At 63.0% G+C, this 12,361-nt stretch carries 11 protein-coding genes; 2 read left to right on the plus strand and 9 right to left on the minus strand.

Features of this window, described 5'->3' with window-relative positions:
* Nucleotides 1–5: 5 nt before the first annotated feature.
* The 4 genes from pstA to CKW22_RS07420 all read right to left on the minus strand — a co-directional run bounded on the left by pstA (nt 6) and on the right by CKW22_RS07420 (nt 6,805).
* A complete protein-coding gene (gene pstA / locus CKW22_RS07405; protein ID WP_033702367.1) occupies nt 6–1,676 on the minus strand; it encodes a phosphate ABC transporter permease PstA in 1,671 nt (556 codons plus the stop codon).
* Between the two features lie 17 nt (nt 1,677–1,693).
* Nucleotides 1,694–3,982: an ABC transporter permease subunit gene (locus tag CKW22_RS07410; RefSeq protein ID WP_095063938.1), complete on the minus strand. Its 2,289-nt coding sequence runs from the start codon at nt 3,980–3,982 to the stop codon at nt 1,694–1,696.
* Nucleotides 3,983–4,121: 139 nt separating this feature from the next.
* Nucleotides 4,122–5,120, minus strand: coding sequence for a phosphate ABC transporter substrate-binding protein PstS (locus CKW22_RS07415; RefSeq protein WP_033702371.1), 999 nt, complete (start codon nt 5,118–5,120; stop codon nt 4,122–4,124).
* A 395-nt stretch (nt 5,121–5,515) separates the two neighbouring features.
* A complete protein-coding gene (locus tag CKW22_RS07420) occupies nt 5,516–6,805 on the minus strand; it encodes an MFS transporter (RefSeq protein WP_033702373.1) in 1,290 nt (429 codons plus the stop codon).
* Between the two features lie 357 nt (nt 6,806–7,162).
* On the opposite strand from CKW22_RS07420, the gene CKW22_RS07425 reads away from it, so the two are divergent.
* Both CKW22_RS07425 and CKW22_RS07430 read left to right on the plus strand, forming a co-directional pair.
* The gene (locus CKW22_RS07425; protein WP_003253317.1) at nt 7,163–7,561 is read left to right on the plus strand and encodes an acyl-CoA thioesterase; all 399 of its coding nucleotides are present in this window, start codon (nt 7,163–7,165) and stop codon (nt 7,559–7,561) included.
* A gap of 71 nt (nt 7,562–7,632) precedes the next feature.
* A complete protein-coding gene (locus CKW22_RS07430; protein ID WP_095063939.1) occupies nt 7,633–8,529 on the plus strand; it encodes a D-hexose-6-phosphate mutarotase in 897 nt (298 codons plus the stop codon).
* A gap of 77 nt (nt 8,530–8,606) precedes the next feature.
* Here the strand turns inward: CKW22_RS07430 and CKW22_RS07435 are convergent, their stop codons facing one another.
* The 5 genes from CKW22_RS07435 to CKW22_RS07455 all read right to left on the minus strand — a co-directional run bounded on the left by CKW22_RS07435 (nt 8,607) and on the right by CKW22_RS07455 (nt 12,219).
* Entirely contained in the window at nt 8,607–9,140 is a 534-nt protein-coding gene (locus CKW22_RS07435) for a DUF3299 domain-containing protein (protein WP_162181159.1), read from the minus strand.
* A 48-nt stretch (nt 9,141–9,188) separates the two neighbouring features.
* Nucleotides 9,189–9,434, minus strand: a complete 246-nt coding sequence (locus CKW22_RS07440; RefSeq protein ID WP_033702379.1) for a GlsB/YeaQ/YmgE family stress response membrane protein — start codon at nt 9,432–9,434, stop codon at nt 9,189–9,191.
* Between the two features lie 96 nt (nt 9,435–9,530).
* Nucleotides 9,531–10,613, minus strand: coding sequence for a 5-(carboxyamino)imidazole ribonucleotide synthase (locus CKW22_RS07445; protein ID WP_095063940.1), 1,083 nt, complete (start codon nt 10,611–10,613; stop codon nt 9,531–9,533).
* 10 nt (nt 10,614–10,623) lie between these two features.
* A complete protein-coding gene (purE, locus tag CKW22_RS07450) occupies nt 10,624–11,115 on the minus strand; it encodes a 5-(carboxyamino)imidazole ribonucleotide mutase (RefSeq protein ID WP_016489856.1) in 492 nt (163 codons plus the stop codon).
* Nucleotides 11,116–11,286: 171 nt separating this feature from the next.
* Nucleotides 11,287–12,219: a LysR substrate-binding domain-containing protein gene (locus tag CKW22_RS07455; protein WP_077068706.1), complete on the minus strand. Its 933-nt coding sequence runs from the start codon at nt 12,217–12,219 to the stop codon at nt 11,287–11,289.
* Nucleotides 12,220–12,361: the final 142 nt, after the last annotated feature.

The following is a 12,361-nucleotide window of genomic DNA, read 5'->3' on the forward strand; positions in this document are numbered from 1 at the left end:
TTCAATCAGTGGTCGAGGGCCTTGTACTTCTCGCGCAGGTGGTTACGGATCCACACTGCCGAGAGGTTGAGGGTGGCGATCACCAGCACCAGCAACAGCGCGGTGGCGTACACCAGCGGCCGGGCGGCCTCGACGTTCGGGCTCTGGAAGCCGACGTCATAAATGTGGAAGCCCAGGTGCATGATCTTCTGGTCCAGGTGCAGGTACGGGTAGTTGCCATCGAGCGGCAACGACGGTGCCAGTTTCACCACACCCACCAGCATCAACGGCGCCACTTCACCCGCAGCACGGGCCACGGCGAGAATCATGCCGGTCATCATGGCCGGGCTGGCCATTGGCAGGACGATCTTCCACAGTGTCTCGGCCTTGGTCGCGCCCAGGGCCAGGGAGCCCTCGCGCACGGTACGTGGGATACGCGCCAGCCCTTCTTCGGTGGCCACGATCACCACCGGCACCGCCAGCAGCGCCAAGGTCAGCGAGGCCCACAGCAGGCCCGGGGTACCCAGGGTCGGTGCCGGCAACGATTCGGGGAAGAACAGCCGGTCGATCGAGCCACCCAGCACATAGACGAAGAAGCCCAGGCCGAATACGCCGTAGACGATCGCCGGTACGCCTGCCAGGTTGTTCACTGCAATGCGGATCAGGCGGGTCACCGGGCCCTGTTTGGCGTATTCGCGCAGGTACACTGCAGCCAGCACGCCGAACGGGGTCACGATCACCGCCATGATCAGGGTCATCATCACGGTACCGAAGATGGCCGGGAAGATCCCGCCTTCGGTGTTGGCTTCGCGTGGGTCGTCGCTGAGGAACTCCCAGACCTTGGCAAAGTAGGTACCCATCTTGGTCAGGCCGGACATGCCGTTAGGCTGAATGGCGTGCACCACCTTGCTCAGGTTGATCTCCACTTCACGGCCGTTGCCGTCGCGCGCCACCAGGCTGTCACGGGAGAAGGCCTGATGCAGGCCGCTGAGGCGGTCTTCGATGGCCTTGTAGCGGCTGTTCAGCTCGGCGCGCTCGGCGTCCATGTCGGCCTGGGCGGCGGCGTCGAGCTTGCCGTCCAGTTCCAGCTTGCGGCTGTGCAGGCGCAGGCGCTCCAGGCCATGGTTGATGGCGCCGATGTCTTTTTTCTCGAGTTGCTGCAGCTCGCCGTTGAGCTGGTTGGCGCGCTTGAGGCGGGCCTGTAGCTCGTTCCAGGCGGCAGGGCCTTCGGCAACCACGCGGCCTTGTTCCTTGACGCTGACCAGGTAGCCGTAGAAGTTGCCCCACTCGCGACGTTCCAGCGCCATCAGGTCGGCCGGGCGTTGCTCGTCGACCAGCCACTCGCCCACCACCCAGGAGAAGTCACTGCCGTTGAGGTCGCGGTTACCGACCTTGATCAGCTCACGGGTCATGAACTCCGGGCCCTGCTCAGGTACCGGCAAGCCGGCACCTTTGAGGCGGGCACGGGGCACCTCTTCTTTTTGCACCACTTCGCCGATGACGACGTGATCAGCCTGGCCCGGCACCTTGTAGGTGGCCTGGATCAGGTCGGCCGGCCAGAAGTGGCCCAGGCCGCGCACGGCGATGACCGACAGCAGGCCGATGGTCATGATCACCGCCATGGCAACCGCGCCACCGCTGATCCAGACGCCAGGGGCGCCGCTCTTGAACCAGCCTTTGAGGGAATCCTTTTTCACGGATCTCTACCTTTCTATCAAAGCGACGAGTATTTCTTGCGCAGACGCTGGCGAATCAGCTCGGCCAAGGTGTTCATGACGAAGGTGAACATCAGCAGCACGAGTGCCGCCAGGAACAGCACGCGATAGTGGCTGCCACCGACTTCCGACTCCGGCATTTCCACCGCCACGTTAGCGGCCAGGGTGCGCATACCTTCGAACAGGTTCATCTCCATCACCGGGGTGTTGCCGGTGGCCATGAGCACGATCATGGTCTCGCCCACCGCACGGCCCATGCCGATCATCAGCGCCGAGAAGATACCCGGGCTGGCGGTGAGGATGACCACGCGGGTCAGGGTCTGCCACGGCGTCGCACCCAGGGCCAGGGAGCCCAGGGTCAGGCTGCGGGGCACGCTGAACACGGCGTCTTCGGCAATCGAGTAGATGTTCGGGATGACCGCGAAGCCCATGGCGATACCGACCACCAGGGCGTTACGCTGGTCGTAGGTGATGCCCAGGTCATTGGTGATCCACAGGCGCATGTCGCCGCCGAAGAACCAGGTTTCCAGGTAAGGGCTCATGGTCAGGGCGAACCAGCCGGTGAACAGGATCACCGGGATCAGGATCGCCGCTTCCCAGCCATCCGGGACGCGCAGGCGGAACGACTCGGGCAGGCGGCTCCAGGTGAAACCGGCCAGCAGGATGCCGAACGGCATCAGCAGGAACAGGCTGAACACACCCGGCAGGTGGCCTTCCAGGTACGGCGCCAGGAACAGGCCGGCAAAGAAGCCAAGGATCACCGTTGGCATCGCTTCCATCAGCTCAATCACCGGCTTGACCTTGCGGCGCATGCCCGGGGCCATGAAGTAGGCGGTGTAGATGGCGGCGGCAATGGCCAGCGGGGCTGCCAGGATCATCGCGTAGAACGCAGCCTTCAAGGTACCGAAGGTCAGCGGCGACAGGCTCAGCTTGGGCTCGAAGTCGGTGTTCGACGCGGTCGACTGCCAGACGTACTTGGGCTCGTCATAGTTCTCGTACCAGACCTTGCCCCACAGTGCGCTGAAGGAGACTTCCGGGTGCGGGTTCTTGAGGCTCAGCGGCAACAGCTTGCCACCTTCCTCGATGAGGATGCGGTTGGCACGCGGCGACAGGGCCAGGATGCCAGCACCCTCTGCAGCCGGCTCGACCAGCAAGGTGCGGTGCGCGGTGCTGTGGAACACACCGAGCTTGCCGTCGGCGTCGAGGGCGATGAAGCCCTTGCGGCGCTCTTCGGCATCGATCTGGACGACCGGCGCGCTGCCCATCTGGAAGCTGCGGATCAACTTGAAGCGCGACTCGCCATCGGGGTCACGGGCCATGAACCACTGGCTCAAACCACCCTTGGAGTCACCGAAGATCAGCGAGATACCGCCGACCAGCTGGCCACTGGCCGTGATCTCGGCATTGCCATCTTCCAGCAGCTTGTAGCGGCCGTTGAGGCTTTTGTCGCGCAGGCTGAAGACGTCGGCGGTGGCACGGCCGTTGACCACATACAGCCACTGCTGACGCGGGTCGATGTAGATGGCCTTGACCGGCTCGGTCATCTGCGGCAGGTCGATACGGCTCTGCTCGCTGGTGACCTCACCGGTCATCATGTTCTCTTCGCGGGTCAGCTGGGTGACCTGCAGGTGCGAACCGGTGGAGCCCGCCAGCATCAGGTTTTCGCCGTTGACGTTGACGCTCACGTGCTCCAGCGCGCGGCCCTGGTCGTCAAGCACGAACGCGTCCTTGCCGTAGGGGTAGTCGATGCCTGGGCTGATGGTTTTCTTGTTGTCCGGGTAGGTGATCTTGTAGGTGTGGTGGAACACCAGCGCCTGACCATTGGACAGCCCCAGCACAACCAGCGGGCTACCCGGCTGATCGGTGCTGATCGAACTCACCTGGGTACCTGCCGGCAGCGGCAGGTCGACGCGCTGCAGCTCGGCACCGGTCTTGGTGTCGAAGAACAGCGCCTGGCCCTTGTCGGAAACCCGCATGCCCACCAGGTTCTGCTCTTCAAGCGCGATCATCAGCGGCTTGCCGGCATCCTGTTGCAGCCAGGTCGGCTCCAGGGCCTTCTTGCTGGTCAGTTCGGCGCCCTGGAACAGCGGCAGCACCACGTAGGCCAGGTAGAAGAAAATCAGGGTAATTGCCGCCAAGACGGCAAGCCCGCCCACCAGTACATACCAGCGGGTCAGGCGGTCCTTGAGCGCACGCATGCGGCGCTTGCGTTGCAACTCCGGCGTATTGAAATCAATCCGCACGGGTTGGGAATTTTGGGTCATGGTGGAGTTGGCCAGATCATTCATGCGCACACCCTAGCGGTCCCGTATGACAAAAACATGACAATGCAGTGACGCAAGAAAGCCCGACGCGCAGGGATCCTGGCTTCGGACTGAGAATTCGTGGAGGAGGCCGGGCATCGGTACCGGCCTCTTCCTCAGTTACTTACTTCTTTGCAACGTTACCGGCGTGGGACAGGCCCAGGTCAGCCAGGGTCTTGTCGACCACTTTGGCAGGCAGCGGGATGTAGCCATCCTTCACCACGACCTGCTGGCCAGCTTGCGACAGCACCAGCTTGATGAACTCGGCGTCCAGCGGGGCCAGAGGCTTGTTCGGGGCCTTGTTGACGTAGACGTACAGGAAGCGCGACAGCGGGTACGTACCGTTCAGGGCGTTGGCTTCGTTGTCTTCGACGAACTCGCCGCCTTCTTTCTTGGCCAGGGCGACGGTCTTGACGCTGGCGGTCTTGTAGCCGATGCCCGAGTAGCCGATGCCGTTCAGCGAGGAGCTGATCGACTGCACGACCGAAGCCGAACCAGGCTGTTCGTTGACGTTAGGCTTGAAGTCGCCTTTGCACAGGGCTTCTTCCTTGAAGTAACCGTAGGTGCCCGATACCGAGTTACGGCCGAACAGCTGCACTGGCTTGTTGGCCAGGTCGCCGGTCACGCCCAGGTCACCCCAGGTTTTGACATCGGCCTTGGCGCCGCACAGGCGGGTGGACGAGAAGATCGCATCGACCTGCGCCATGGTCAGGCCCTTGATCGGGTTGTCCTTGTGCACGAAGACTGCCAGGGCGTCTACGGCAACCGGGATGGCGGTTGGCTTGTAGCCGTACTTCTGCTCGAAGGCCTGCAGCTCGACGTCTTTCATCTTGCGGCTCATCGGGCCCAGGTTGGCGGTGCCTTCGGTCAGCGCGGGTGGCGCGGTGGAGGAGCCGGCGGCCTGGATCTGGATGTTTACGTTGGGGTATTCCTTCTTGTAGGCCTCGGCCCACAGCGTCATCAGGTTCGCCAGGGTGTCGGAGCCAACGCTGGAGAGGTTGCCCGATACACCGGTGGTTTTGGTGTAGGTCGGGATTGCTGGGTCGACAGCGGCTACCGCATTGGCGGTGGCAACGCCAGCGGCGGCAAAGGTAAGGGCCGCCATCAAACGCTTCAGTTTCATGCCTTGCTCCTAGCAGGAATATTGGGGGTGTTGGATGGATCGGGCCCAAGTATCTGCAGGCCGCATGAATACGATATGACTTCAATATGACAATTGGATGAAAGGCCATCACCGGTTGTCCGGGATGGCCTTTTCAAAATGTTGCTGGGCGAGGCGGCCACACCGGATGCCACTGCGGCAGACACTACAGAGGCGCTTCGGCACGTGCTGAGATGTTACCTGTGGGAGCGGGCTTGCCCCGCGAATGGGGGCACGCGGTGCCTGGCACCGGCTTCGCCGGTATTCGCGGGGCAAGCCCGCTCCCACCAGAGCCCATTACTCAATCAATGACGTGGAAGTTGCTCCATGGGGCAATTTCTTGTTCGAGATAATTGCACCCGCAGAAATTTCACTCATTAACGCTTGTTGGCGAAGAGATATAGCCCTACCACCAGCCCGACGGCACACAGCCCCGCCACATAATAAGCTGGCGCCATTGGGCTGACCTTCAACAGCGCGGTTACCACCATCGGCGTCAATCCACCGAAGATGGCGTAGGCCATGTTGTAGGAGAACGACAAGCCGCTGAAACGCACCACCGGCGGGAAGGCCTTGACCATCACGTAGGGCACGGCGCCGACGATACCGACGCACAGACCGGTCAGCGCATACAGCGGGAACAACAGGTCGGGGCGGGTTGGCAGGCTGTGGTAGAAGGTCCAGGAGCTGGCCAGCAGCAGCAGGCTGCCAACGATGAATACGCGCCCGGCGCCGAAGCGGTCGGCCAGGCGGCCGGCAGCGATGCAGCCGAGGCTGAGCAGGACGATGGCCAGGCTGTTGGCCTTGAGCGAGTCGGTCGGGCTGACCTGATAGAAGCTCTGCAGCAGCGCCGGTGTCATCAGGATCACCACCACGATGCCGGCCGACAGCAGCCAGGTCAGCAGCATCGACAGGACGATCGCGCCACGGTGGTCACGCAGCACCGCACGCAGGGGCAACTCTTCGGCCAGGGCCTTGCGCTGCTGCATCTCGGCGAACACCGGGGTTTCGTGCAACCAGCGGCGCAGGTACACCGAGAACAGGCCGAACACCCCCCCCAGCAGGAACGGGATACGCCAAGCGTAATCGGCCACTTCGCCAGGGGTATAGACACTGTTGATCAGCGTGGCGACCAGCGAGCCGAGCAAGATGCCCGAAGTCAGGCCGGCCGTCAGCGTGCCGCAGGCGTAACCGGTATTGCGTGCAGGGACGTGCTCGGAGACGAACACCCAGGCCCCCGGCACCTCACCGCCAATCGCCGCGCCCTGGATCACGCGCATCAACAGCAGCAAGATCGGCGCCCACAGGCCGATCTGTGCATAAGTGGGCAACAGGCCCATGATCAGGGTCGGCAGGGCCATCATGAAGATGCTCAGGGTGAACATCTTCTTGCGCCCCAGCAGGTCGCCGAAGTGCGCCATGACGATGCCACCCAGTGGCCGCGCCAGGTAGCCGGCAGCGAAAATGCCGAAGGTCTGCATCAGGCGTAGCCATTCAGGCATGTCGGCCGGGAAGAACAGCTTGCCGACCACCGTGGCGAAGAACACGAAGATGATGAAGTCGTAGAACTCCAGGGCACCGCCCAGTGCGGACAATGAAAGGGTCTTGTAGTCGCTGCGGGTCAGCGGCCGCGAAGGCTGCTCGATACTGCTCGGCACGGAGGTCATCGGTCTTTCTCTTGTAGGTCATGCAGGCCGCTGGGTGCGCGACTTCTGGATTGGTAGACGGGCGAAGATAGCAAATTGCCGAGCCGCGCCGAAAGCGATACAAAATCCATACAGATATTCATGAATGCGCGGTCGTCGCTGGCCGTTATGCTCTATATACTGGCCATTCGTAGGAAAAGGTTGCTCCTAGCGTGGGATGTTGTGCGAAAACGCCGGTCTTTATGTCAGGCGGTTTCGCAGAGTTTCCCTACGGCCGCCCAGTGAAACGAAATCGGCGTAGTATGTTTCCAGCTGAATCGTTTACCCGGCCTTTGCGCCACACCAACGAAAAGCGTCACGGGTCAGAGGCCCCATCGCATGATTGAGCTCGAACAAGAAGATCCAATCCCGCAAGGCGACCTGGCCTTGCAGATCACCGCACTCCCTCGTGAGACCAACGGCTTCGGCGACATCTTTGGCGGCTGGCTGGTTGCCCAGATGGACCTGGCCGGCACCGCCATGGCCAGCCGCGTCGCTGGCGGCCGTGTGGCCACGGTGGCCATCGACCGCATGGCCTTCCTGGTCCCGGTAGCCGTGGGCGCGCAGCTGTCGTTCTATACCCAGACCCTGGAGATCGGCCGCAGCTCGATCCAGATGATGGTCGAAGTCTGGAGCGACGACCCGCTGTCCAGCGAATGGCGCAAGGTGACCGAAGCGGTCTTCGTGTTCGTCGCCATCGATGGCAGTGGCCGCACCCGCTCTGTGCCTCGTCGCTAAGCCCGGCCAGCGGTAAACTCATTGCATGTGCCCGGGTCCAAGGCCCACTGGCAATCAATGAGACGAACGTAATGGCTACCTTCAAGGTCGACACCGAGCAACACGGCGAACTCAACTGCTGGCGCATCACCAGCGAGCGGGCCGAACTACTGATCGCCCAGCAGGGCGCGCAGATCCTCAGCTACCAGCGTGTGGGCGAACCGCCGCTGCTGTGGCTGAGCGATCAGGCCATTTTCCGCCAGGGCAAATCGGTACGCGCCGGTGTACCGGTGTGCTGGCCCTGGTTCGGCAACCTGCAGCGCAACCCCCAGGCCGTGCAGGCCATGTACCGCGGCGAGCAAGCGCCCGCCCACGGCCTGGCGCGCGCGCGTGAGTGGCAGTTGCTGGGTATCGAGGAAGTGGGCGATGGCCTGCGCATCGAGTTCGAACTGCCCGAAGCCCAGGGCGACCTGCCCGGCTGGCCCCATGATGTGCAGCTGAAACTGGTGGTGGAACTCGGCGAGCGCCTGGCGCTGAGCCTGACCAGCCGCAACATGGGCAATACCCCTGTCACCCTCAGCCAGGCCCTGCACAGCTACTTTGCGGTGAGCGATGTGCGCCAGGCGCGGGTCGAAGGGGTCGAGGGGCTGGGCTATATCGAGACCCTGGCTGACTGGGAACAGCGCCAGCAGCAAGGGCCGCTGGGGTTTGCCGGGGAGACCGACCGAATTTACCTCGCCACCCCGCAAACCCTGAGCATTGTCGACCCGCATTGGCAGCGGCGGATTACCTTGACCAGCAGCGGCTCACGCTCGGCGGTGATCTGGAACCCGTGGACCGAGCGGGCCCGGGAGCTGGCGGACATGGCCGATGACGGATGGCAGCGGATGCTGTGCATCGAGACGGCCAATGTGTGGGATGACGTGGTGGAGCTGAGGCCTGGGGCGACTTGCTCGCTGAGTGTCAGTATCGGCAGTGAAGCCATCTGAGCCTTGCGGTGACTTTGCCGGCCTCTTCGCGGTGCGGCGATCCGACTTGCCCCGCGAGGAGGCCGGTACAGGCAACCTCAGAGATCAGCTTCTTCCACCACCCTCACCTTCTGCGCATCCAGGGCATAGGCTGCATCGGCCAGGTCGTTGCTGACCTTCTCCACCTTCAACGCCCCGCTGACCCACAGCGGCGTGTAGATATCATCAATCTTCAGCCCCTTCGGATAACGCACCAGCACCAGCTGGTTCGGTGGCGGTGGCGGCACATGGATGCACGCGCCAGGGTATGGCACCAGGAAGAACAAGGTGCTGTTGCCCTTGGCATCGCTTTCCAGCGGCACCGGGTAGCCGCCCAGGCGGATGTCCTTGCCGTTCATGGCCGCCACGGTCTTGGTCGAGTACATCACCGCCGGCAAGCCCTTGCTCTGCTTGAGGCCGCCTTTGTCGGTGAAGGTGCCTAGGGCCTCCGGCGAGTCGTGATCGATTTCGGGCATCTGTTCGAGAGCCTTCTGGTCCGACTTGGGCATCAGCTCCAGCCAGTCGGTTTCAGGCAGCTCGGCACGGGCCAGGGTGCTGGCCAGAAGCAAGGGGATGAGAAAAAAGGCACGCATGGCAATGCTCGGCAACTCGGATGAATTGCCGGGCATTCTAAACGGTATTCAGCGCTTTCTGATCAATCCGTAGATCACCAGAAGGACGACGGCACCGACCAGTGCCCCCAAGAAACCTGCCGCCTGCCCGGCCTGATAAATGCCCAGCGCCTGGCCGCCGTAGGTGGCGAGCAAGGAGCCTGCGATACCCAGCAGGATGGTCATGATCCAGCCCATGCTGTCGTCCCCTGGCTTGATGAAACGCGCCAGCAGCCCGACGATAAGGCCTATGAAGATGGTCCCGATGATGCCCATGGCAATCCCTCTGCAGTGAAAATGGAACAAGCCAAAGCCTAGACAGCGCTTTGACTTGTTGCCATTTCAGAGGGCAGGTAGCACGCAGAAGTTCGATCAGCTGGCGATCAAAGCCTCTACCTCGGCGATCTTGCGCTCGAGGGTGGCCATGTCATGGCAGCGCAGGGTGGCATGGCCAACCTTGCGCCCGACCTTGAAAGCCTTGCCGTAGTGGTGCAGGTGGCAGTCGCCGATGGCAACCACCTTGTCCACCGCTGGCACTTCGCCGATGAAGTTGAGCATGGCGCTCTCACCAACCTTGGCGGTTGAACCCAACGGCAGGCCGGCCACGGCACGCAGGTGGTTCTCGAACTGGCTGCACTCGGCGCCTTCGATGGTCCAGTGCCCGGAGTTGTGCACACGCGGGGCGATTTCGTTGGCCTTCAGGCCACCGTCAACTTCGAAGAACTCGAAGGCCATCACGCCCACGTAGTCCAGCTGCTGCAGCACGCGGCCGACGTAGTCTTCGGCCAGGGCCTGCAGCGGGTGCGCTGCGCTGGCCATCGACAGGCGCAGGATGCCGCTGTCGTGGGTGTTGTGCACCAACGGATAGAAGCGGGTTTCACCGTCGCGGCCACGCACGGCCACCAGCGAGACTTCGCCGGTGAACGGCACGAAGCCTTCCAGCAGGCAGGGCACGCTGCCCAGCTCGGCGAAGGTATCGACCACGTCTTCAGCGCTGCGCAAGACCTTCTGACCCTTGCCGTCGTAGCCCAGGGTGCGGGTCTTGAGCACGGCCGGCAGGCCGATGCTGGCGACTGCCGCGTCCAGGTCGGCCTGGGAGAGAATGTCGGCGAAGGCCGGGGTGGGGATGCCCAGGTCGCGGAACATGCTCTTCTCGAACAGCCGGTCACGGGCAATGCGCAGTGCCTCGGCACTGGGGTAGACCGGGACGAACTGCGAGAGAAACGCTACGGTCTCGGCCGGAACGCTTTCGAACTCGAAGGTCACCAGGTCGACTTCGTCGGCCAGCTGGCGCAGATGGTCCTGGTCACCGTAGTCGGCGCGCAGGTGCTCGCCCAGCGGCGCGGCGCAAGCATCAGGTGCCGGGTCGAGGAAAGCGAAGTTCATGCCCAGCGGAGTACCCGCCAGAGCCAGCATGCGGCCGAGCTGGCCACCACCGATTACACCGATCTTCATGGGGTCAGCCTCAAGCCTGGCGCGGGTCTGGATTGTCCAGCACGGTGTCGGTCTGTTCCGTGCGGAACTGCTTGAGCGCCGCGTGGTACTGCGGGTACTTGGCGCCCAGGATGCTCGCCGACAGCAGTGCCGCGTTGATCGCGCCAGCCCGGCCGATGGCCAGGGTCGCGACCGGTACGCCGGCAGGCATCTGCACGATCGACAGCAGCGAATCGACGCCCGACAGCATCGACGACTGGACCGGCACGCCCAGCACCGGCAGGTGGGTCTTGGCGGCGCACATGCCTGGCAGGTGGGCTGCGCCACCGGCACCGGCGATGATCACCTCGATGCCACGGCCTTCGGCCTCTTCGGCATACTGGAACAGCAGATCCGGAGTACGGTGGGCGGAAACCACCTTCACTTCGTAGGGAATGCCGAGTTTTTCCAGCATATCGGCGGTGTGGCTAAGGGTGGACCAATCGGACTTGGAGCCCATGATCACGCCAACCAGTGCACTCATCGTCGAGCCTCTTCGCTTGTGCGCCCTTGGGCGCGTCAAAAAACAACAAGCCACGCGGGACGACCGGCGTGGCTTGTTTGCTGATCAGGACCGGAGCTATCCGGTCGAAAGGCCGCGCAGTATACCGTAACCCAGGGCGATGCTGGCACCCCCGGCGACCAACTGTCGGCCCTATTTTTCGGGGCTTTGGCTGACTTTTGGGTCAACCGCCGCTGCACCTTCGAGCTTGCGCCACAGCAAGCGCACGTTGGCCTTGCGCACCAGGGCGCAGCGGTACAGGCGGATTTCCAGGGGGACATGCCATTGGCTGCCACCACAGATCGCCAGCTCGCCCCGTTCCAGCTCGCCGCGCATCGACAGGCGTGGCACCCAGGCGATGCCCATGCCTTCCAGCGCCATGCTCTTGAGGCTGTCGGCCATGGCGGTTTCATAAACGGTGGTGTAGCGCAGGTTGCGCTGGCGCAGCAGCAGGTTGACCGACCGGCCGAGGAAGGCGCCGGCGGTATAGGCCAGCAGCGGCACACTGCCCTCGCCTTCCAGGTCGAACAATGGCTGCCCGCCGGCATCGACGGCACACACCGGTAACATTTCGGTGTTGCCCATGTGCAGCGAGGGGAAGATTTCGGCGTCCATCTGCAGCGCGGCGTCGGGGTCATAGAAGGCCAGCATCAGGTCGCAACCCCCTTCACGCAGGGCATGCACCGCATCCCCTACGTTAGTCGCAACCAGGCGGGTGGCGATGTTCAAGCCATCGTTGCGCAACTGGGCAACCCACCGCGGGAAGAACCCCGAGGCCAAGGAGTGTGCTGCTGCCACCTGGACAACTTCGCCCTGGCCACCTTCAAGGTGATGCAAATGGCGCAGAATTTCGCCCAACTGGTCGACAACGGTACGCGCTGTGACCAGAAAAAGCTGCCCGGCCTCGGTCAGCTCAATCGGCGTGCGGGAACGGTTCACCAGCTGCAGGCCCAAGGCTGCTTCCAGGCTGCGAATACGACGACTGAAGGCCGGTTGAGTGACGAAACGCCGTTCTGCCGCCTGCGAAAAACTGCGGGTGGCGGCCAGCGCGCTGAAGTCTTCCAGCCATTTGCTTTCCAGGTTCACGAAGCACATCTCCCGGCATGCACCAAAATGGAACACGCTCGAATGTCAATTGGCGTCACATGAAACACTATGCCGTTTGTGCATAGGTTAGCGTGCAACAGCATTGGCCGCAAAATCCTCTTCAGGCCTAGGATTAGCGCCA

The sequence above is a fragment of the Pseudomonas sp. Irchel s3f19 genome, assembly GCF_900187555.1.
In the GTDB taxonomy this organism is placed as follows: Bacteria; Pseudomonadota; Gammaproteobacteria; order Pseudomonadales; family Pseudomonadaceae; genus Aquipseudomonas; species Aquipseudomonas capeferrum.

What these genes read in the sequence shown, in the direction of transcription:
- purE (WP_016489856.1), bottom strand. Translation starts at nt 11,115, where the DNA reads ATGAGTGCACTGGTTGGCGTGATCATGGGCTCCAAGTCCGATTGGTCC.
- CKW22_RS07425 (WP_003253317.1), top strand. Translation starts at nt 7,163, where the DNA reads ATGATTGAGCTCGAACAAGAAGATCCAATCCCGCAAGGCGACCTGGCC.
- CKW22_RS07430 (WP_095063939.1), top strand. Translation starts at nt 7,633, where the DNA reads ATGGCTACCTTCAAGGTCGACACCGAGCAACACGGCGAACTCAACTGC.
- CKW22_RS07410 (WP_095063938.1), bottom strand. Translation starts at nt 3,982, where the DNA reads ATGAATGATCTGGCCAACTCCACCATGACCCAAAATTCCCAACCCGTG.
- CKW22_RS07440 (WP_033702379.1), bottom strand. Translation starts at nt 9,434, where the DNA reads ATGGGCATCATCGGGACCATCTTCATAGGCCTTATCGTCGGGCTGCTG.
- CKW22_RS07415 (WP_033702371.1), bottom strand. Translation starts at nt 5,120, where the DNA reads ATGAAACTGAAGCGTTTGATGGCGGCCCTTACCTTTGCCGCCGCTGGC.
- CKW22_RS07435 (WP_162181159.1), bottom strand. Translation starts at nt 9,140, where the DNA reads ATGCGTGCCTTTTTTCTCATCCCCTTGCTTCTGGCCAGCACCCTGGCC.
- CKW22_RS07445 (WP_095063940.1), bottom strand. Translation starts at nt 10,613, where the DNA reads ATGAAGATCGGTGTAATCGGTGGTGGCCAGCTCGGCCGCATGCTGGCT.
- CKW22_RS07420 (WP_033702373.1), bottom strand. Translation starts at nt 6,805, where the DNA reads ATGACCTCCGTGCCGAGCAGTATCGAGCAGCCTTCGCGGCCGCTGACC.